This is a genomic window from Microcoleus sp. AT8-B5 (assembly GCF_036705565.1).
GTDB lineage: Bacteria > Cyanobacteriota > Cyanobacteriia > Cyanobacteriales > Microcoleaceae > Microcoleus.
The window spans coordinates 18693-37991 of the sequence record NZ_JAUBUY010000048.1 but is presented as its reverse complement, the minus strand read 5'-3'; the positions used below and the strand labels follow the sequence as shown (position 1 = coordinate 37991).

The 19299-nt window shown below is 44.8% G+C and carries 17 protein-coding genes; 7 read left to right on the top strand and 10 right to left on the bottom strand.

What is annotated here, in order from left to right; genetic code table 11:
- Positions 1-188 precede the first annotated feature (188 nt).
- From QUB39_RS24750 to QUB39_RS24735, 4 genes are all read right to left on the bottom strand, one after another.
- The gene (locus QUB39_RS24750) at positions 189-545 is read right to left on the bottom strand and encodes an STAS domain-containing protein (RefSeq protein ID WP_333053731.1); all 357 of its coding nucleotides are present in this window, start codon (positions 543-545) and stop codon (positions 189-191) included.
- Positions 546-649: 104 nt separating this feature from the next.
- A complete protein-coding gene (glf, locus tag QUB39_RS24745) occupies positions 650-1879 on the bottom strand; it encodes a UDP-galactopyranose mutase (protein ID WP_333053733.1) in 1230 nt (409 codons plus the stop codon).
- 129 nt (positions 1880-2008) lie between these two features.
- A complete protein-coding gene (locus QUB39_RS24740) occupies positions 2009-3310 on the bottom strand; it encodes a glycosyltransferase family 1 protein (protein ID WP_333053735.1) in 1302 nt (433 codons plus the stop codon).
- Between the two features lie 832 nt (positions 3311-4142).
- Entirely contained in the window at positions 4143-5180 is a 1038-nt protein-coding gene (locus tag QUB39_RS24735; protein WP_333211200.1) for an aldo/keto reductase, read from the bottom strand.
- Between the two features lie 422 nt (positions 5181-5602).
- Between QUB39_RS24735 and QUB39_RS24730 the strand changes: the two genes are divergently transcribed.
- From QUB39_RS24730 to dtd, 3 genes are all read left to right on the top strand, one after another.
- Positions 5603-6004 carry a fasciclin domain-containing protein gene (locus QUB39_RS24730; RefSeq protein ID WP_333053794.1) on the top strand — a complete coding sequence of 134 codons (402 nt, stop codon included), beginning with the start codon at positions 5603-5605 and terminating at the stop codon, positions 6002-6004.
- A gap of 535 nt (positions 6005-6539) precedes the next feature.
- Positions 6540-7691, top strand: a complete 1152-nt coding sequence (locus QUB39_RS24725; protein WP_333053737.1) for a GTP-binding protein — start codon at positions 6540-6542, stop codon at positions 7689-7691.
- A gap of 155 nt (positions 7692-7846) precedes the next feature.
- The gene (gene dtd, locus QUB39_RS24720; protein WP_333053738.1) at positions 7847-8302 is read left to right on the top strand and encodes a D-aminoacyl-tRNA deacylase; all 456 of its coding nucleotides are present in this window, start codon (positions 7847-7849) and stop codon (positions 8300-8302) included.
- A 225-nt stretch (positions 8303-8527) separates the two neighbouring features.
- Here the strand turns inward: dtd and QUB39_RS24715 are convergent, their stop codons facing one another.
- Positions 8528-8779, bottom strand: a complete 252-nt coding sequence (locus QUB39_RS24715) for a hypothetical protein (RefSeq protein WP_333053739.1) — start codon at positions 8777-8779, stop codon at positions 8528-8530.
- Between the two features lie 43 nt (positions 8780-8822).
- Here QUB39_RS24715 and QUB39_RS24710 point away from each other — a divergent pair, with 43 nt between their 5' ends.
- From QUB39_RS24710 to QUB39_RS24700, 3 genes are all read left to right on the top strand, one after another.
- Positions 8823-10058: a HetZ-related protein gene (locus QUB39_RS24710; protein WP_333211198.1), complete on the top strand. Its 1236-nt coding sequence runs from the start codon at positions 8823-8825 to the stop codon at positions 10056-10058.
- Positions 10059-10953: 895 nt separating this feature from the next.
- Positions 10954-11865: a DUF2382 domain-containing protein gene (locus QUB39_RS24705; protein ID WP_333211196.1), complete on the top strand. Its 912-nt coding sequence runs from the start codon at positions 10954-10956 to the stop codon at positions 11863-11865.
- 300 nt (positions 11866-12165) lie between these two features.
- A complete protein-coding gene (locus QUB39_RS24700; RefSeq protein WP_333053743.1) occupies positions 12166-12984 on the top strand; it encodes an ion transporter in 819 nt (272 codons plus the stop codon).
- 18 nt (positions 12985-13002) lie between these two features.
- Here the strand turns inward: QUB39_RS24700 and QUB39_RS24695 are convergent, their stop codons facing one another.
- The 5 genes from QUB39_RS24695 to QUB39_RS24675 all read right to left on the bottom strand — a co-directional run bounded on the left by QUB39_RS24695 (position 13003) and on the right by QUB39_RS24675 (position 18829).
- A complete protein-coding gene (locus tag QUB39_RS24695) occupies positions 13003-13971 on the bottom strand; it encodes a TIGR03885 family FMN-dependent LLM class oxidoreductase (protein WP_333053744.1) in 969 nt (322 codons plus the stop codon).
- A 198-nt stretch (positions 13972-14169) separates the two neighbouring features.
- Entirely contained in the window at positions 14170-15024 is an 855-nt protein-coding gene (locus QUB39_RS24690; RefSeq protein ID WP_333053745.1) for a DUF1206 domain-containing protein, read from the bottom strand.
- 212 nt (positions 15025-15236) lie between these two features.
- Positions 15237-16289 (bottom strand): AI-2E family transporter, encoded by a 1053-nt coding sequence (locus tag QUB39_RS24685; protein WP_333211193.1) that lies wholly within the window; start codon positions 16287-16289, stop codon positions 15237-15239.
- 13 nt (positions 16290-16302) lie between these two features.
- Positions 16303-17166 (bottom strand): HAD hydrolase-like protein, encoded by an 864-nt coding sequence (locus QUB39_RS24680; RefSeq protein WP_333053747.1) that lies wholly within the window; start codon positions 17164-17166, stop codon positions 16303-16305.
- A gap of 241 nt (positions 17167-17407) precedes the next feature.
- Positions 17408-18829, bottom strand: coding sequence for an Nramp family divalent metal transporter (locus QUB39_RS24675; protein WP_333053748.1), 1422 nt, complete (start codon positions 18827-18829; stop codon positions 17408-17410).
- A gap of 69 nt (positions 18830-18898) precedes the next feature.
- On the opposite strand from QUB39_RS24675, the gene QUB39_RS24670 reads away from it, so the two are divergent.
- Positions 18899-19021, top strand: coding sequence for a hypothetical protein (locus tag QUB39_RS24670; RefSeq protein WP_333053750.1), 123 nt, complete (start codon positions 18899-18901; stop codon positions 19019-19021).
- The last annotated feature ends 278 nt before the right edge of the window (positions 19022-19299 follow it).

The following is a 19299-nucleotide window of genomic DNA, read 5'->3' as shown; positions in this document are numbered from 1 at the left end:
CCCAAAGTTATATTTATAGGTTAGCTACAATTACCCCCACTTTGACAAGTTTTTTGCTAATTAATTTGCCAAAGTTCTGCACATTAAAACAGCCTCATCTAAAGGCTGTCTTGTGCTGAAGTCATTAGTCAGAAGAAGGAACAATAAACCAGGAAGATTTTTCCTATCCCCCCTCTCTCCCTCTCCCTCTAGCTAGCAAGACTTGGCAAACCTCCTAACTGTTCAGTTAGCTCACTTGTGAGAGAAAATTCTTCGGCAAACGGCAAACACTGAAATATTTGCTGTAGTCCCGTGAGTTCAAATAGAATTCTAACTTGTTCGCTCATGGCAGAGATCAAAAGTATACACTGGCTGTCTCTCACTAATTTCACGATCGCCACTACAGCCATTAACTCGGAATTTTTCAGGAAATTTATTTTTGAGAAGTCCAGCATCAGAATTTTGCCACCGCTTTCAATGAGGCGCTGTATTTCTTTCTGAAACTGAGCAAACTGAGAAATTTCCAAAACCTCATGAGACAAAACAATTTTAACTAGAACGTTCATTTTTACCTCAATGCTTGTTTGAATTATTAAATAACTTTTGATGAAAACCGAGTAAGGTGCTCTATGAGCACCTTACCTTTTTACCCGTAACTCGCAGCTTCCAGCTACTTACTAGGAGATTTGCCGTTGCCGTTGTTGACAGCAGCGACTTCTAGAGAAGCTGCGGCTGGGCGATGGGCGACTCCATTGGATGAGCTGACATTAGAGGCAGAACCGTTAACATTTTCTACCAATTCAATCATCGGCTTGGTAGTAAGTTGCGTGTAAGTTGTTAGAGCTTGAGCGACTACTTGATCCATGTTGTAATACCTGTAAGTCGCCAGCCTTCCCACGAAAGAAACTCCCGGAGTTGCATCAGCCAAAGCCTTATATTTCTTGTATATTTCGGCATTTTCTGGACGCGGAACCGGGTAGTAAGGGTCTCCCTCAGCTTGGGGATATTCGTAGACAATGCTAGTTTTTAGATGCTCTTGTCCGGTGAGGTATTTAAACTCGGTGCAGCGAGTATATAAATGCTCGTTGGGGTAATTTACCACCGGTGCTTCTTGGTGTACAGGTACGTTCAGTGTTTCGTGCTTAAATTCCAAGGAACGGTAAGGAAGTTTGCCGTAGCAATAATTGAAATAGGAATCGACTGGCCCGGTGTAAATCATTTCCCCGTAAGGAATAAAACCCTCAATCTCCCGGTAGTCGGTATTCAGCATCACCTTGATGTTTGGGTGAGAAAGCATCTTTTCAAACATCCGAGTGTAGCCGTGCAGCGGCATTGCTTGATAGGTATCGGTAAAATAGCGATCGTCCCGGTTAATGCGAGTGGGTACGCGCGCAATCACTGAGTTGTCGAGTTCCGACGGATCCATTCCCCACTGTTTGCGGGTGTAGTTGCGGAAGAATTTCTCGTAAAGTTCGCGGCCGACTTTGCTGACAACGACATCTTCGGAAGTGCGAATATAATCCTTTGGTTCTGCTACTTTCGCGAAGAAATCTTCTACTTCAAATGAGGTGAGATTCAGTCCGTAAAGTTTGTTTACGGTGTTGAGATTGATCGGAATTGGCAGCAGTTGACCGTCAACGCTGGCGAGGACGCGGTGTTCGTAGGGCCGCCACTCGGTGAAGCGCGAAAGATACTCGAAAACAGGGCGCGAATTGGTGTGAAAAATGTGGGGGCCGTATTTGTGTACGAGGATGCCATGATTGTCGTAGTGATCGTATGCGTTACCGCCGATGTGGTTGCGGGTATCAATTATCAGAACTGTTTTTCCGGCTTCATTTGCTAGTCTTTCGGCAATGACGCTACCTGCAAATCCGGCTCCGACGATTAAATAGTCAAACATGGAAACACCTCTGATTGTGGGTAAGGGTAAGGGTAAGAAATAATTGGTAATTGGACATACAGCGAGGAGTGTTGAGTGTTAATTTTTGAATCCGTAACGTGTAACTCTTTAACTTCAACCTCAACATTCCTAACTTAAAACTTTCATCCTGCCTTCAGCTTTCTGCTTTTTATCGTCGATCGCACTTTCGATCAACCCCAGCATTTCGCCCCAGGTATTGTCCCAAGAATTGTCTGCTAAAAAGGCATCTACTTCACTCAGCCACTTGGTGCGAACGTCCGAACTTTCGTTAAGGATTTCTTCGGCACAAGCAACGAATTCTTCCCAATTGCTAGCAATCCGAACCAAGCCGTTTTCTCCGTAGGGCCGCACCACGTCGCGGATAGGAGTAGAAATGACAGGTTTGCCGGCAGCGAGGTATTCTGGAGTTTTCGTCGGACTAATAAACTTAGTCGATTCGTTAATCGCAAAAGGCAGCATGGCGATATCCCATCCGCCAAGATACGCTGGCAATTCTTGATAAGATTTGCCACCGAGATAGTGAATATTGGGGTGAGTTGGCAGAGTTGCCGGGTCGATTTTCACCACCGGGCCAATGATGACTAAATGCCAGTCTGGCTTTGCTTGGGCCATGCCCGCCAGCAGTTCGATATCCATGCGTTCGTCTATGACGCCATAAAACCCCAAACGCGGGTGAGGAATGTCTTTTTGATCCGCCGGTTCTTCTGAAAGGTTCCTGGCTGTCGCAAAGTGTTCTTTTTCGATGCTGCTGGGGAAGGGGTGAATGTTTGGGTGCTGGTGCTGTTTGGCTTCGTAAAGGTTGTGTCCTCCGGTAAATACTACGCTGGCGCGCTTTAATAGTTGGTTTTCATTGGCTTTTAAATCGGGGTGTGCGCCTTTGAATGCTGACAATTCATCCATGCAGTCGTAGACTACAGCTAGCGGCTTTAAGTGGCTTGTGAAGCTGACAGCCATTGGTGTGTAATACCACAGAATGTACTGGCTAATTTCTGCCGCTCGAAACAAATCATCTAGCATGGCTTGCTGAGCAGTTTGTGCTGTTGCTTCGCTGGTTCCTTCGCTCAGGTGCGGTACTATTACCCAGACTCCGCTTTCGTGGATGCTGACATCAAGCCACCAATCTGTAGCTGCGCTAAATACAGGTTCTTCTACAAAGAATACGCGACGAGTTTTGGCACAACGACTCAAGAGATGTTGCGGACGCTGATAGACAAAATTCCACCGCAAATGAGACAAGCAAACTAAATCTGGTGCTTCTACAGCCTCAGTTTTTGATAAGTTGGCGCGCACTGCGGGCGAGGGAGCGAATTGAGAGGGGGATTTGGCGGGATCTATAGAGGTAAATCGGATCTCCCATGCTCGCTCTTTATTGCTATAATTATTGTTGACTGAGTTTTCTGGGGGCGACATATTAGCCTCTGGAATTTGTCAATGAAAAATTGTCAGTTAAAATTGGTCAAGAGGATATATTTCTCAGCAGGGTCTTACTGAAAGTCGCAAGCATAAATGTGAGAAGTTTTACGAGCAAGCGCCGCATTCAGTGAGCCAAACAAAGAAACTGTTTAGCTGCGGGAAAAACCGGCTTATCTGCTTTTTTCAGAATTGAAACTTTGAGATAAGTTAATATTGTTAGATTTGCTATTGTTGTTAAATGTAACCCAGTTTTTCTGCCATAACTTCTATCTGAAGGATGACTTTTCTCTCAGGAGACACCTAGCTTGCACGCTGGGTTCAAAAGCCTTTAAAATGCCGATCGACCTTGTAAAATGACTCTTAACTGGCAGGTACGGGGTGAAAAAAGAGCGAGTTTTATTGCTTTATTTGAAGATGAGAGAAAATTTGCCATCAAGTTTATGTTGCTTTTTGATTTGACAAACCTTGCTTTTTTTTAACTCATCCGATCGCTCTTAGGGAAAATTTGTGTCCTAATATACACAGTTTCGTCAAAGATTTCTAACTTCCGATAGATTAACAATTAACAGTTTATGCAGTGGGGTTAAACTGACAAAATATCACCTATCTCAACAATATCAAATAAAACAGGTAACGGCAACGATAAACCTAAGATTTTGCGCGAGTATATGCCAAGAAACCAAGATGATGACATTTGCGCTGTGGGCGTCAGTTTAATCTCGCGCCCACAGCACCAATGTCAATCATCCCTCTAAGGGCGGGTTCGCCGATATCTGCAATCAAACGCCAAATATCCACGTAAACCCGCAACTAGAAAATAGCAGCAACTTTACAGTCGGCGGCTGTCAATTTTGGCCATTCCTCCTCCAAAGGCAAAATCTTGCACCGTCGAACTCTTTAAGAAATCGTGAGGGAAACCCAATTCAATTGCACTTACTTTGTCTAACTGCTGCATTTGTTCGGGGGTTAATTTAAACTCCAAACAAGCCAGATTTTCCTGAAGTTGCGAGAGTTTGCGCGAACCCACAATTGGAATAACTTCGACTGGCTGTTGGATCAGCCAATTTAGGGCTACTTGAGAAGCAGGTTTGCCAATTTCGGCTGCTATGAAGCTAACTTGGTCAGCTATTTTGAGGTCGCGTTCGTTAATTTTTCCCGATTCAGGTGAATTCAGCCGTTTAGCTTCGCTGGCTGTTTCTGAAGTGTTGTATTTTCCTGTTAGCAAACCGCCTGCTAGGGGACTCCAAGCTGTGACGCCAATATCAAAGGCTTTTGCCATAGGGATCAAGTCCCGTTCAGGAGTTCGCTCTTTTAAAGAATACTCGATTTGCAAGCCGATAAATGGTGTCCAACCGCGCAGGTGGGCGATCGTATTTGCTTGAGAAATAATCCAAGCCGGCGTATCGGAAATGCCGATGTAAAGAACTTTGCCGGCGCGTACCAAATCGTCAAAAGCGCGCATTACTTCTTCGACGGGTGTGGTAAAATCCCAAGCGTGCAGCCACAGCAAATCTATGTATTCGACTTGCAATCGCTTCAAACTGGCCTCTACTGCTTGCACCATATTTTTGCGGTGGTTGCCAAAACCATTGATTTCGCCATTCTTCATGTTGAGGCTATACTTAGTGGCAACTACCCATTTTTCGCGATCGGCTGCGATGAACTCACCGACATATTTTTCGCTAGTACCGTTGGTGTAGAGATTCGCGGTATCAATGAAATTGCCGCCCGCTTCTGCAAAGGCGTCGAACATTTTCCGGCTTTCGTCGTAGGAACCGCCCCAACCCCAATCTTCGCCAAAAGTCATGGTTCCGAGGCAGATTTCCGAAACGCGAAGTCCGCTGTGACCTAGTAGTTTGTATCTCATGTCACCCTTCCGCTAGTTAGTGGTTGTTAACAGTTTAGATCGGGATTTCCCAAACTGTTGCCATCAGTCGGGGTGGCAGGCTTTTGTAATGTGTTAGCGCTGCGCTGAAGGTTGAATGTTTTGCCAAGTCAATCAAAATGTCGTAGCAGGGGCGATGCTGTCTCGCCCCTGCGTTTAGTTTAAACAGCGCGCAGGGGCGATCGGCTTACCAATGTATTTAGGATTACATTTCTAAATTAAAATACAGTAAAATCGGTAAATTATAATCTACCTTTAGGTAGGTATTTACTGACATGAGTTATATATAAAAAAATGTTCTATTTTATATAAGAAAACCAAACTGAACGAGAAAAAATATCTGTAGCTAAATTAACTTTTTAGCGTTATAGTGATTTACAGATTACAAAAACTAGGTGACTCACTTGGCTGACATCGTTGATACCGCCGTTTCGGCAGGCTCTTTTACTACCCTAGTTGCTGCCGTCCAAGCCGCTGGTTTAGTAGATACTCTTAAAGGCGCTGGCCCCTTCACTGTTTTTGCGCCTACTGACGAAGCTTTTGCTAAGCTTCCCGCAGGTACTGTAGAAGCACTGCTTAAGGACATTCCTAAGCTGACAAAAATCTTGACTTATCATGTCGTTTCTGGCAAAGTTATGGCCGCTGATGTGGTCAAGCTGAAATCTGCCAAGACAGTGGAAGGTTCAGAAGTTAAAATTGATGCTTCCAATGGTGTCAAAATCAATGATTCTACCGTTACAACAGCCGATGTTGCTGCTGATAATGGTGTCATCCACATTATTGATTCAGTCTTGCTTCCTGCGTAAGCACAGATTTAGATAGCGCAATACTATCTTGAGGGCGGTGGCTGTTGTTAGCCACCGCCCTGTTTTCGTTGAGGTTTAAATATTTTAGGCTGCTCAATAATTAAAACTATTATATAGCCATCCTTGCAGGAGTCGTAAATTTTTTACCCCACCCCAACCCTCCCCTTGGTAAGGGGAGGGAGTAAGAAATTCACAAATGATTTAGGATTGCTATAGAGTAGGGGGAATTGGCCGATCGCACTGGGCTTGAGTCTGTCCCAAATTTGTCGCTGCTGGAGTTAGTGGCAAAAACTGCGACAGGTACTCTGGACAAAATTTTATCAAAAAAATAAAAAAGTGCGATCGCGTTAGCAATTGCCGATAATTAGCGGCCCACTTATTTTGCACTCTCGGGCTGATTCCCGGTTGATGCGTAGATACCATGCCACCAAACCCAACATTTCTCCGAGAAACTGGGTTTACCAGGCCTTGTCCTAATTAAGATACAATAAGAGCCACAAAGAAAGTGCGATCGACATTATTTGACATTCAAGCTATGCAATCTACAACTCAGTCCGAGACAGAACCGGCGATGGACGCTCCCAAACACGGCTTACCCGTTACCATCATTACAGGATTTCTCGGCAGCGGCAAAACAACCCTGCTCAACCACATCCTGACCAACCAGCAGGGTTTGAAAACAGCAGTTTTGGTAAATGAATTTGGCGAAATCGGCATCGACAACGAACTGATTGTCACCACCGACGACAACATGGTTGAGCTGAACAACGGCTGCATTTGCTGCACTATTAATGAAGATTTAGTTAATGCAGTTTACAAAGTTCTGGAACGTCAAGAAAATCTCGATTATCTGGTAGTCGAAACAACCGGACTCGCCGACCCGCTGCCAGTAGCAATGACTTTTTTAGGCACAGAACTGCGCGACCTGACTCGTCTCGATTCGATAGTTACAGTAGTAGACGCAGCCAACTACAGCTTAGATTTATTCAACTCTCAAGCAGCTTACAGTCAAATAGCTTACGGCGATATAATTATCCTCAACAAAACTGATTTGGTTGAAGAAGCAGATTTAGATTTGTTGGAAGTTAAGATTCGGGATGTCAAAGAAGGTGCTCGAATTCTGCGAACAGTAAAATCGCAAGTTCCCCTACCGCTTGTCCTCAGCGTCGGATTGTTTGAATCGGACAAATATTTCCAATCTGAAGAAACTCCTAGCAGTCACGACCATCACGACCATCACGACCATCACGACCATCACGACCATCACGACCACAGCCATCACGACCATCACGACCACAGCCATCACGACCATCACGACCACAGCCATCACGACCACAGCCATCACGACCACTCCGACCATTTAGAAAATGACGGATTTACCTCAATTTCTTTCCTGAGTGACAAGCCGTTTTCTCTGAGAAAATTTCAATATTTCTTAGACAAACAAATGCCAACAAATGTGTTTCGCGCGAAAGGGATTATGTGGTTTGAAGAAAGTCCCAAACGGCATATTTTTCACTTGAGCGGCAAGCGATTTACGATGGACGATGACCAGTGGAAAGGCGATCGCAAAAACCAGCTTGTTCTCATCGGTCAGGGTTTGGATACCGAGACTTTGCGATCGCAACTCGAAAACTGTCTTTGTATGCCTTCAACCAATCGCGGCAAAGGTTTTGGGAAAAACTAAAGGTTACTGGTTCCCAGGCTCTGGCCTGGGAACCGATGTAAGCGAGGCTCTGCATCTCTGGTACTTAGGAAGATAGGAGGCAGAGCCTCTGGATCTGCGTTACCAGGCCAGAGCCTGGTAACGAGTAATTACCTATTACCAATTACCGATTTCCCATGCGAGTCATCATCCAGCGAGTAAAATCATCTCAAGTCGAAATTGACGATCGAATTATTGGCAAAATTGGCCGCGGACTTAACTTGCTTGTAGGTATTGCAGACACCGACACCGAAACAGAACTCGATTGGATGGCTCGCAAATGCCTGGAATTGCGTTTGTTTCCCGACTCTGCCACGGATACCGGGCGCTGGGACAAGTCAGTACAAGACATTGGCGGCGAGTTGCTGGTTGTCAGTCAGTTTACTCTCTACGGGGACTGCCGCAAAGGTCGGCGACCTTCCTTTGACCGAGCAGCGGCTCCTGAACGAGCCGAAATTTTTTATGATAAATTTGTCGAAAAGTTGCGCCAGAGCGGCTTAAAAGTCGAAACAGGCTTGTTTGGAGCGATGATGCAAGTCTCGATCGAGAATGACGGGCCGGTGACTTTGGTATTAGAGAAAGAATCAGGGTGAATTGTTTGCAAACAAAGCTCTGTGTGCTTCTTTCTGATTCCTTCTTCCTTCTTGGATAAGATCAAATTTTCAGATTAACCGGGTTTCCTAACTGCTGTTGCGTAGGTTCTGAAGACATTGCAGATAGCTACACTCTGCCAAGTCTCGATTCCACAATCTCTAACGGCCAAAACCCCCTCAAATAGCCAGTTATTAGATTGTCCACTCAGCGGCCTGGCAGCACCCTCAGTTTTCCTGGCGATCGCCCCACGCACATAACAGCTCAGAATGCTTGTAAAGTAAGGCTTTAACGGCAATAAAACCAATCTTCCACAGCCAGCGATTAGAATCAGATTCAGCAGCCAAAAACTGTTGCATGAGAGAGTGGAACACTGGCATAACTACGGTTATCTCTACTTCCGTAACATTCAATGTATAGAGAGTTGAATCAGCACAGCAAGCGAAACCGCCAGCAACTGCCGCCTCACACTCTGACAAATGTCCTCGCACACCCGCTGTGCCCTACCACCCGATAAATGCCATGACTGCCAAAACTGCCACCACCGTCAACTGCAACACCGCTTCTGGCTTCAACTGCATTCCGGCTACCTCCAGCGAACCAAACGCCGAAATCAATACTGTTCCCAGCATCGATATCCTCGCTTTGGCTGACTTCGCCCTCAAAGAATTGCAAGGGGAAATGAAAACTGCCAGCCGCAGCGCTCAAGCAGTGGCGATGCGGATTGCTAAGGAAGTTGAACGGATTTGCCAAAAAAGCGATCGCATCCAAATTTCCGGCGAAGTTGAAGCTTGGCAAATCACCTTGGCCGAGCACCGGTTGCAAAAAACCCTGCAATACTACCGCCTCGGTTCCAAACAAGGCCGCGTCGAACTGCATTCTCACCTCGCGGCGATGATTTACCGCCATGTTGCTTCTTTCCGATCGAACTTGAACTTCCAAGCTCGCTACAACATGATTGAAGACTTTTTGCAAGGCTTTTACATCGAATCTCTGCGAGCTTTCCGCCGCGAACACCAACTCGATGTCACCTACCAGCCCCGCACGCAGCTAGAATTGGCTGAGTACATGGCTTTTACCGAGCACTACGCCAAGCGCCAAATCGGTTTGCCCGGCCGCAACCGCCAACGCCTGATCGTGTTGCGCGCTCAAGGATTTGCCAAGGGCCAGCCTCCCGAAACTGCGATCGACATTGAAATGGCTGTAGAATCGGGCAAGGGAGAAGATGCGGAAATGTACAGCCGCTCTCCGGCGCTGCAACAAGTGCGCGAGCAAATGGTATCGGAAACTGTCGATCCTGCTGATGCTGTGCTGCGCGATCGAGTAGTCTCGGAATTGATCGCCTATCTGGAATCGCAAAATCAGCCAGAATGCGTGAATTACTTAACTTTAAAATTGCAAGACCTTTCGGCTTCGGAAATTGACCGCGTGCTCGGTTTGTCTTCCCGCCAGCGCGACTACTTGCAACAACGGTTTAAGTACCACGTCGAAAAATTTGCCCGCACTCAAAATTGGAAACTCGTCCACGAATGGCTGGGTGCTGATGTCGATCAAAAGCTGGGAATGACTTCGGACAAATGGGAAGCTTTTCGCGCTCAACTGTCGCCGGAAATGCAGCAATTGTTAGAAATGAAGCGGAATCAAGAAAGCGACAAGGCGATCGCCACCGCGATCAAATGCACTCCCAAACAAGTCCAAAAACGCTGGGCGCAACTGTTGGAGCTGGCTAGCCAGACTCGCAACAGCAACCAAGCTTAAGTGGTACTCAAATATGAATGCAACTGTTTTCTTGAGACTGGAAAATGCGATCGGGTGCGGCATCTACACAGGACAGCCCGCCCCGGCGTCCGCTCTCAACTCAACAAGGGCTGCTACTAATTTATCGCCGCTTATTGGCAAATTCAATTTATTAAAACAACATTACTTTTTTTAATATCTTTCCTTCCCTGGTTAGGCCGGGGAATTTGTTTTTATTAGTCATTAGTCATCAGTCATTAGCCATTAGTCATTACTCATTAGTCATTAGTCATTACTCATTAGTCATTACTCATTACTCATTAGTCATTACTCATTAGTCATTAGTTAGGACAAATTGCTTGCTGAAGAGGCTACCGGGCATATATTCATAATGATTTTAAACATAGGGTGTAGCATAATCAAGGCAAAGTTTTTCAAATGTGTTTGCCCCAAATATCTCACCTAAAAGTCTATTTTTAAAGTAATAAATTATGTATATAGCAATCCTAAATCATTCATGTAAATTTGTAGGGTAGTGCTACCCCTACTCCCCGTGCCTACCCCCTATCTATCGGGGCAACCACGGGGAGTAGGGGTCGGATTGCCCCTACAATAATTACGCGAATAATTTAGGGTTGCTATATATTTTTTTGCTCCGTTAATGTACAGTATCAAAGTCTAATTTCTAAAAGTATTTTTCTATAAAAATAGTTAGAAACCGATTGTGAAACTTGAGGGTGCGGAAGGTGGATGAAAAATTAAAAAGTCATCTATCCAAAGACAGAAAAAGTTTAAAATAAATATAGTCATCCTACTATTTTGTTTCACTTAATCCTTCATAAGAAGGAAGCATCAAATTTGAGATATATCTAAAATGGGGTCATAAGTTGATATAGATAGAAAAGGAAGGACTGGTATGTTACTTTACAAAATTGAAGATTTTAATCCCAACTACCGCGAAGCTGCTTTTAATGGCGAAGATATCAAAGGTCTGGATATCTATGCTGGAAATACAGATGAGAAGATTGGCTCAATTGATACAGCGCTAGTTGATGAGACAGGACGTTTCCGATATTTTGTGGTTGACACGGGTTTCTGGATATTTGGCAAGAAGGTATTAGTTCCAGTTGCACTTTGTCGAGTTGAGGTTGATGCAGAACGCATCTACGCGACGGGTTTGAGGAGTAAAGACCAAGCAGAAAGACTACCCAGGTATGAGGATGGGATGGTGGTTGATTACGATTATGAAGAACAAGTTCGGGGTGTTTATCGTACTCTAACTGTAGAAGGGTCTGCACCTGTAGAAGCATCATTGCCTTTAGAAACCTCATTGCCTGTACAAGCATCTGCACCAGTTTCTATGCCGCGTTCTGTCTCTAACCAAGCTAAGGCTGCTGGTTATGACCGCAACACATACACTTACGAACAAGAGCCTCAATTGTATCAGATGAACGATCGCGAGCATCACAAGTTCCGACTCTACGAAGAACGACTGGTTGCAGAAAAAAGCCGTCACAAAGCTGGCGAGGTAGCAATTGGCAAGCGAGTTGAAACCGAAACGGCACGAGTTTCCGTTCCTACAGAAAAAGAGCGAGTTGTAATTGAGAGTATAACTCCAGAAAAGGCAGGTGCGCCAGTAAATCGAGATACTCCCTTCCAGCAGGAAAAGGTGATGCGTATGGAAGTTTACGAAGAAACGGCTGATATCAAAAAAGAAGCTTTCGTCCGCGAAGAAGTTAACATCAGGAAAGAAGTTGAAACGGAGATTGTTGAGGCAAGGGAAACACTGCGTCGTGAAGAGTTGGACGTGAAGAGGGAAGGGCGTTAGAGTGCGAATGAATTTAACAAGGGTTTGTAGTTAGTTGCGCTGTCTTCGCCCACATGAGCTGGGTCAGCTAAAAAGCTGGCAGGATACTTTGTTTTTAGGATGGTTTGGTTCAATGGGTGTGGCAGCGATTTTCTATGCCATGCTGGCGCTACGTAAAACGGGGTTAGAGTCAGCTTGGGTCATTGGTAGCCTAATTATTTGCGTGTCAATAATAGCCCACTGGTTTACTGCTGTGCCATTGGCGAAACCTTATACTAAAATGCAGCGTAAAAGACAAACTTTTAATGATTTGGTAGGTAGATGAACAACCCCAACCTAGCCAAAAAACAAGCCATAGAACAAGAGCAAGGCGAAATTTTGCAACAGCTAGAAGATTGGCTGGAAGCTCCCATGCTGGTGCTGGCATTTGTGTGGCTAGCCCTATTTATTATTGAATTAACTTGGGGATTAAATCCACTGCTAGAAGTCGTTAGCACTACTATTTGGATTATCTTTATTGCCGATTTTCTAGTTAAATTTGCCTTAGCTCCGCGCAAAATTTCCTATATTAAAAGCCATTGGATAACGGCTTTTTCTCTGCTGTTGCCTGCTTTGCGTACCTTGAGGATTGTACGAGTGGTGCGAGCATTCAAAACAGCACGGGCTGTGCGAAGTTTGCAGTTGTTGCGAGTTATGACTGGTACGAATCGAGGGATGCGGGCATTAGCTGCGAGTGTTAGCCGTCGCGGATTTGGTTATGTCGTAGGACTAACGATAATTATTACCTTGGTAGGTGCAGCAGGGATGTATGCTTTTGAAAAAGATGTCGCCGATGGTTCCTCCGGGTTAAATAATTACGGCACAGCGTTATGGTGGACGGCAATGCTAATGATGACAATGGGTTCGGAATATTGGCCCAAAACGCCAGAAGGTCGCATACTTTGCCTTGTTCTGGCACTCTATGCGTTTGCGGTTTTTGGTTATGTAACTGCGACCATCGCCACATTTTTTATTGGTCGCGATGCAGAGGATGACGAGGCAGAATTAGCAGGAGCGAAATCAATTGCAGCACTTCAAACGGAAATTGCTGCCTTGCGGGCTGAGATTCAGCAATTATTAAATCAGAATTCAAAGTCTTGAATTAGGTAGATGCCAACATCAAGTTTTTGTCAGCACTGGCACTACTTTTTCGCCAAACGCCTCAATAAACTGCTCTTGCGATCGGTTAACGTTGTGCAAAATTAGTTCATCAAACCCCAATTCCATATCTTGTTGCAACCACTCAATATGCTGCTCTTGGTCTGCCGAAATGCGGACGTGTTGATATAACTCCTCTGGTTGCACAAACTCCCCGGCCGCATCAAATTGATCGGGTGTTATCAGTTCTGTCAGCATTTTACTTTTGAAGATATTACTACGCCATTGATGATGAGCGCCTTGTAGTGCTTTCTCTGCATTACTGTTATAGGAAAGCTGCACTTTCAAAATCATTGGTTTCCCTTCTCCACCACCGCGACGAAACGCATCGACGACTTTTTTTAACTTTTCAGGTGGGCGAGAAGTAGTAATTAATCCATCTGCCCAACTGCCCACCCATTCTGCGGTTTCTGGCGTAACTGCGGCGCCGATAATTAATGGGAGAATTTCCGGGCGGGTATAGAGTTTTGCATCTTCTACGCACACTAAACCGCGATGGGTGACGGTTTCTCCTGCCCAAAGGGCGCGGATAATATCGACACATTCTTTGAGGCGCGCGTTGCGATCGCTCTTAGTAGGCCACTTATCCCCAGTAATATGTTCGTTCAACGCTTGACCGCTGCCAACCGTTAGCCAAAAACGATTGGGAAACATTTCTCCCAACGTTGCCGCAGCTTGGGCAATAATAGCCGGATGATACCGCTGTCCGGGAGCGCAAACAACCCGATAGGAAAGCCTCGCCGTTGCTTGCATTGCTGCACCCAACCAAGACCAAGCAAAACCACTTTGTCCTTGCGCTTCACTCCAAGGATGAAAGTGATCGGAAGAAAGGGCATGGGTAAAGCCAGCTTGTTCTGCCATTTGGACATATTTCAGCAGTTCGCTGGGCTTAAACTGTTCGTGGGAAGCATGATAACCAATTTTTGCCATAAGTTTTTAGGAGTTTTGAGTACAGTAGGGGCGGTGCCCCCGTGCCCGCCCTGAGTTTTGAGTTAAAATATCCAGACTTAAAAGCAGGTGATTTAATCAGGACGCCTTGTAAAAGTTTTGAGCTTTGAGTTAGATAAGTTTTTAATTCAAAAAAATTGTTGTACTCAAAATTCATAACTTTCTGCATAACGGGCAAGCTTATGAACCGAAAATTCGCCGATAGCGAGCTTCAATTACCGAGTAGATGCCATAGGCAATTAAACCCAAAGGTACTAGAGCCAAAATCACTGGACTAAAAGGCTGTTGTGCCACAATTCCCAACACATCGCCCAATCCTTTCGTTTGACTGGCATCCGATAGCCTTGCTGCTTGAATTAAGAAAAAACCGATTATAACGAAAACAACTCCACGGGCAGCAATTCCGAATCGACCCAACCGTGTCGCCCAAGTTTGCTCGGTTTGGCTCATTTCATTTAGCTTGAAATGGCGGCGAAATTTGGCTTTATATGCTTGGTAGAAATAAGAAAAACCGACACCAATAACAATTGAGCCTGCCAATCCTACCAGCCATTCTCCAAACGGTTGCGCTAAAATTTGGGCTGTCAAATCTTCGGTTGTATCGCTCTTACCGCCGCCGCCTGAACCCATTATCAGTTTTACAGCCGTTAAAGCTAAACCTGCGTAAGCTAAAGCACTTAAGGCGTAGCCAATGCGTTGGGCAATTCGCTTGGCATCCATTTTCTGTCCTTGGTTTTCTGGGTCGAGAATTGCCTGAACGATACGCAAAAGGGCATAACCAATAATGCCAATCGTTACAAGAAATAGCAGAAATTTACCGAAGGGTTGGTTAACAATTTCTGATAATGCACCGCTAGTATCGGTTGTCCGGCCGCCCATACTGAAGACGGCTTGTGCTGCTAAAAAACCGACAATAAAGTAAACTAAGCCTTTGGAAGCATATCCCAATCTTGCCAGTCGCTCAAACCAGGGATGAGAAGCTGCCTGTCCAATTGAGTCTTTAATGCTGTCGGTGGGTGAGTTGTCCCGTTTCATATTTTTTGACAATTTAGTTGTTAACGACTGCTGCCATACCCAATAGTGCATTCCTGTCCAGCTAACTGAGTTCTTAAACAGATAATTTATGTGATTATTTATTAATTTAAAGATTAGCTTGTTTAGATTTTTTTAAAATCTGTCTTGAGCGGGAGTCTCATCGGTTGATTGAGTAATAAATTTCACATTTATTGGGCTTGACAAATATAGCTTTAGGGGCTATGAGATGGCTTCCATGATGGAGGAGTCTGCCAGCGGTCTAGTATATCTTTGATTAAAACTTCTTTAACCCAAATTTGAATAACAATTAGAATTGGTAGCGCTAAAAATAATCCCAAAAAACCAAAGAAAAATCCGAATGCTGTCACGAGAGCTAAGGTGTAAGCGGGAAGCAGAGATACCTGCTTTTCCATAATGATAGGTGTGACCAAGTTGCCTTCAATTTGTTGAATTAGGAAATAAAGCAACAACACCGCGCCTGCTTTTGAAGGCGAATCTAATAAAGCCAGCAGCAACGGTGGAATTACGCTTAAAATTGCGCCCATATAGGGAATTAAGGCTAATATGAATGCCAGAAGCCCGTTCACAAAAGGCAGGGGAACTTGCAAAACCAACAAACCAATAATGCTCGTAATACCAATAAAACTCATGCTTAATGCAACGCCGGCCAACCAACCCATTAAACCCTCTTCGCATTTTGAGAGAATTTCATCGGCTCGCTGACGGTAAAAAGCCGGAAAAAGGCTGATAATTGCGTGGCGGTATGGCATCGGATTTACCAGAAGCATGATTGTCAAAATGGTAATTAATAAGGTATTGAGAATCAAGCTGAGATAGTTGGAAAACCACAGATAAATATGCGAACTTGTCCACCGAAAAAGCGTTTTAATTTCTTGGGTTAAATCGTCAATACTGGGAAGGTTATCAACTATTTGTCCGGGTAATCTTGCTTGCAACCAATTGCTCCAAAGTCGCAGTTGTTCTATTCCTAGCGGGACGAGTTCGGACAACTCTTGAAATTGATTGCTCAGGCGCGTTACGATGAGAGTTAGCAAGACAGCGCTCGCTGTGACTAGAATCGCCGCTGCTAAGGCGATCGCCACTCCCCGCTTCGCACCCGACTGCTGCAATCTTCGCACTAAACGGTTGAGAGCGATCGCTAAAATTACGGCGGTAAAAAACAGTAAAACAATCGTTCTAATTTTCCACAAAATATAGAGCGAGGCTACCAAAGCAAAAAAACCGATCCACTTTCCTAAACCCACAACAAAAGCCTCTCTATTCACCAACACTTAACTGGAGCAGGGAGATTTTTTTGGCTAAACTTTCTACAGCGAGAGTGAGCGATCGCATCAATTCCGAATCCTCACTGTATTCTGCAGAAGCCAAATTCATCAGCCGCTGACTTTGGCTAATTTCTATTTCCTGGCTCCAATCTTGTGCGGTACTATCTTTATAAACCCCAATCGTTATTCCCTGTTGTTCATTCAAAAGCGAAAAACAAGGAATATCTGATGCCCCATCACCCACATAAATGACTTGTGTTAGCGGGATGTGCAATTCTTCCGCCGGAACATCCCGATAAACAAATGTTTTGCCATCGTCTTTTGGATTGTTGTCAACGCCTTTGGCAAGTTGAAACAAATAGCGAGTTTTTTCCGTGTGAGTTACAATTTTTTTGACAAACTCAATCTCGCCCTCTTTACCATAATGGAACTCGCAACCCCACATCGCCTTAAACTTGGGGGCGATGCAATTATTACGGGCAATTTCCACCATGCCGCAGCTAATTATATAAAATTCAACTTCCACTTTGGGGTTGATTGCATAAGCGCTTTGGCGTAGGCGATCGAACATTTCTGCAACGCCATCAAAGGGCGCTAATTTTTTCCCAAAATTTGCTATATATTCCTGGGTTATTTTGTTCCCTTGACGCTTAGATTCCTCGATAATTGCGTAAAATCTGGCTAGAATATTGTCCCAACCGCTATCAATTAAAGGTTGAATTCGCTCGCGACGAAAGGCGAGGGCATCAATATTGAGACTTTCTAACAGACTATCGACGGTATCCGGGACAAGGGTATCGTCGAAGTCAAACACGACGGCGATATAGTTAGATAAAGGTTTGGTTGCGAGAGTCATAACAATTTGAAAGTGAAGGTTAACTAACAACAGCAACTTGATAGTTGCGATTTTCCCAATTTTGGGAAATAGTTCCCAAACAGGTAAAGTGTAAAAACTGAGATATTGCACCAATGTCAATAATGGGATTTTTCGTGGAGTCGGGCGGGTTTATTTAACCTGTTTGCAAGCTTTAAGACTATTGGTGAACCCGCCCCTACAGATCCGGCACGAATGCTGTAATATCTGAGAAAAACACTGTTTAACTTCCTCCTCCACTCGTGCCAATTATCCCGGTCAGTTGTAAAAGATAGATAACTGCAAAGCAGGCAAAAAAGATCCCTGCAATTACCGTTCCACCCCAGATAAACTTCGAGGGTCGCAATTCCTTGGGCAGCATTCGATGATTCACATAAAGCGTTAATCCAGTCACAATGGGAATGTGAGCTGCTTCAATGCCTCCAGCCATTTGTAACAAGGAAACGGGTTCGCCGAAAATCAGATAAATCGCAATGGGTAACGCAGCTAACAGCACTATAATATAAAATCGCTGCAAAAATTTTTCATTCGTCCAGCGACCCTGCACGCCAAATCCTTGCAGTAAAATTTGCGTGCCATCGGCAAACATCCGCCCAAAGCCATCTTGGACTGAAAGCGTGGTGCTACAAAAAGTAATAAAAACAATTGCCACCATAAACCAAAAGCCAAATGGCCCCCAAAGGTTGCCTAGCAAACTACCCAAAATTTCTGCTACTTGTTGTTCTTTTGGCACTAATCCTTGGGGACGCAACAACTCGCCACCGAGAATCAAAAAAGCGAGTGCCGCTAACAGCGCACCCACGACTGCTAAGGTGTTGGAGAAACTCATTAAAGTCACCCAACCCTGCAACCTTTTTACTTGTTCGTGGCTGATTTGATCAAAATCAAGGGGTTGTTCTTGTTTGAGGGAAGCAGCACCGTATCCTCTGGCTTCCACCCAATAGGAATACCACATCAATCCTGCTGCCCCTGCTAGCATAAAACCCAGCCAAGGTAGGATTTCTTGATATTGCACGTTTTGGGGAATTTGAGGTACTAACCCCGCTGCGAATTGTCGAAGGTTGGGAAAAACAAAAATCGCCGCGGCTACCACGGCCAACGTGCGGCCGATGCCGATAATTGAGGAAATTTTTTCAACAACTTTATACTGCCCCATGAACACAATTGCTGCCGTCACAGCGATAATAATCACCGTCCAAAGTTTAACTGTTCCTCCTGTTACTAGAATCAGTGCTGTAGCGGCGGCACCTGCAAGTCCGGCAACTGTGGAAATTGCTACTACCACCTGCGGCAATAAAATCAGCCAAATCGTCCAATTTTTCGGTCCAGGAATTTGCTTAAAACCTTCTAAAATTGTTGCACCCGTACAAACCGAAAACCGCCCGACTTCGTTGTTGATAAACCACTTGAGGATAACAGCCGCTAGCAGCGCCCACAACAGCGAGTAGCCGTAAAGTGCTGCAATTCGAGGTGTAAATAGTAACTCACCAGAACCAGCAGCCGACAGCATCCATAAAAAACTCGGCCCCAACCATTTAAAGCGATCCCAACCCTCTGGTGGCTGCGGGATTTGTTGATTTGTATTTTCACCCTGTTGGTTAGTTATTTGTGCAGAAGAACTGCGATCATCGCTATCTCTATTCATTGTTATTACTAGATTAGTAACTGGTCAACACCGATCGATTTACCCACGATTTATGGTGAGGTTGAAATTGTGGATTTTCATATTCCGGTGCTTCACACTTCGTTAAAACGACGCTTGCTGGTGGCTTTTCCCCAAAGCCCGATTAAACCAAAGACAATTGCGATCGCCAGCAAAAACGTTACATTGAACTGAATGTCAAAGCCACTTGCATGATTGTGCCAACGTAAAACTCACCGCAGGTCTTTGCCAATTGCAAATGAGGGTACGCGCAAAGCCAAAAAAACTGCTGCTAGTCCCAAAAAAACGGCAATCTCCACGACGAATGCGATCGCACTCAGGCTTGACTAGGTTCTCAAATTTGAGAGAGGAGTTTTCCTTCCCAATTACAGCGATCGAACCAGCTAGAAGCCTCCACAATCGCATTCGTGGTTGAATTTTTGAATGGGTCAGGTTTTCTTGTACTCAAGGAA

What these genes read in the sequence shown, in the direction of transcription:
- QUB39_RS24750 (WP_333053731.1), bottom strand. Translation starts at nt 545, where the DNA reads ATGAACGTTCTAGTTAAAATTGTTTTGTCTCATGAGGTTTTGGAAATT.
- glf (WP_333053733.1), bottom strand. Translation starts at nt 1,879, where the DNA reads ATGTTTGACTATTTAATCGTCGGAGCCGGATTTGCAGGTAGCGTCATT.
- QUB39_RS24740 (WP_333053735.1), bottom strand. Translation starts at nt 3,310, where the DNA reads ATGTCGCCCCCAGAAAACTCAGTCAACAATAATTATAGCAATAAAGAG.
- QUB39_RS24735 (WP_333211200.1), bottom strand. Translation starts at nt 5,180, where the DNA reads ATGAGATACAAACTACTAGGTCACAGCGGACTTCGCGTTTCGGAAATC.
- QUB39_RS24725 (WP_333053737.1), top strand. Translation starts at nt 6,540, where the DNA reads ATGCAATCTACAACTCAGTCCGAGACAGAACCGGCGATGGACGCTCCC.
- dtd (WP_333053738.1), top strand. Translation starts at nt 7,847, where the DNA reads ATGCGAGTCATCATCCAGCGAGTAAAATCATCTCAAGTCGAAATTGAC.
- QUB39_RS24710 (WP_333211198.1), top strand. Translation starts at nt 8,823, where the DNA reads ATGACTGCCAAAACTGCCACCACCGTCAACTGCAACACCGCTTCTGGC.
- QUB39_RS24705 (WP_333211196.1), top strand. Translation starts at nt 10,954, where the DNA reads ATGTTACTTTACAAAATTGAAGATTTTAATCCCAACTACCGCGAAGCT.
- QUB39_RS24700 (WP_333053743.1), top strand. Translation starts at nt 12,166, where the DNA reads ATGAACAACCCCAACCTAGCCAAAAAACAAGCCATAGAACAAGAGCAA.
- QUB39_RS24695 (WP_333053744.1), bottom strand. Translation starts at nt 13,971, where the DNA reads ATGGCAAAAATTGGTTATCATGCTTCCCACGAACAGTTTAAGCCCAGC.
- QUB39_RS24690 (WP_333053745.1), bottom strand. Translation starts at nt 15,024, where the DNA reads ATGAAACGGGACAACTCACCCACCGACAGCATTAAAGACTCAATTGGA.
- QUB39_RS24680 (WP_333053747.1), bottom strand. Translation starts at nt 17,166, where the DNA reads ATGACTCTCGCAACCAAACCTTTATCTAACTATATCGCCGTCGTGTTT.
- QUB39_RS24675 (WP_333053748.1), bottom strand. Translation starts at nt 18,829, where the DNA reads ATGAATAGAGATAGCGATGATCGCAGTTCTTCTGCACAAATAACTAAC.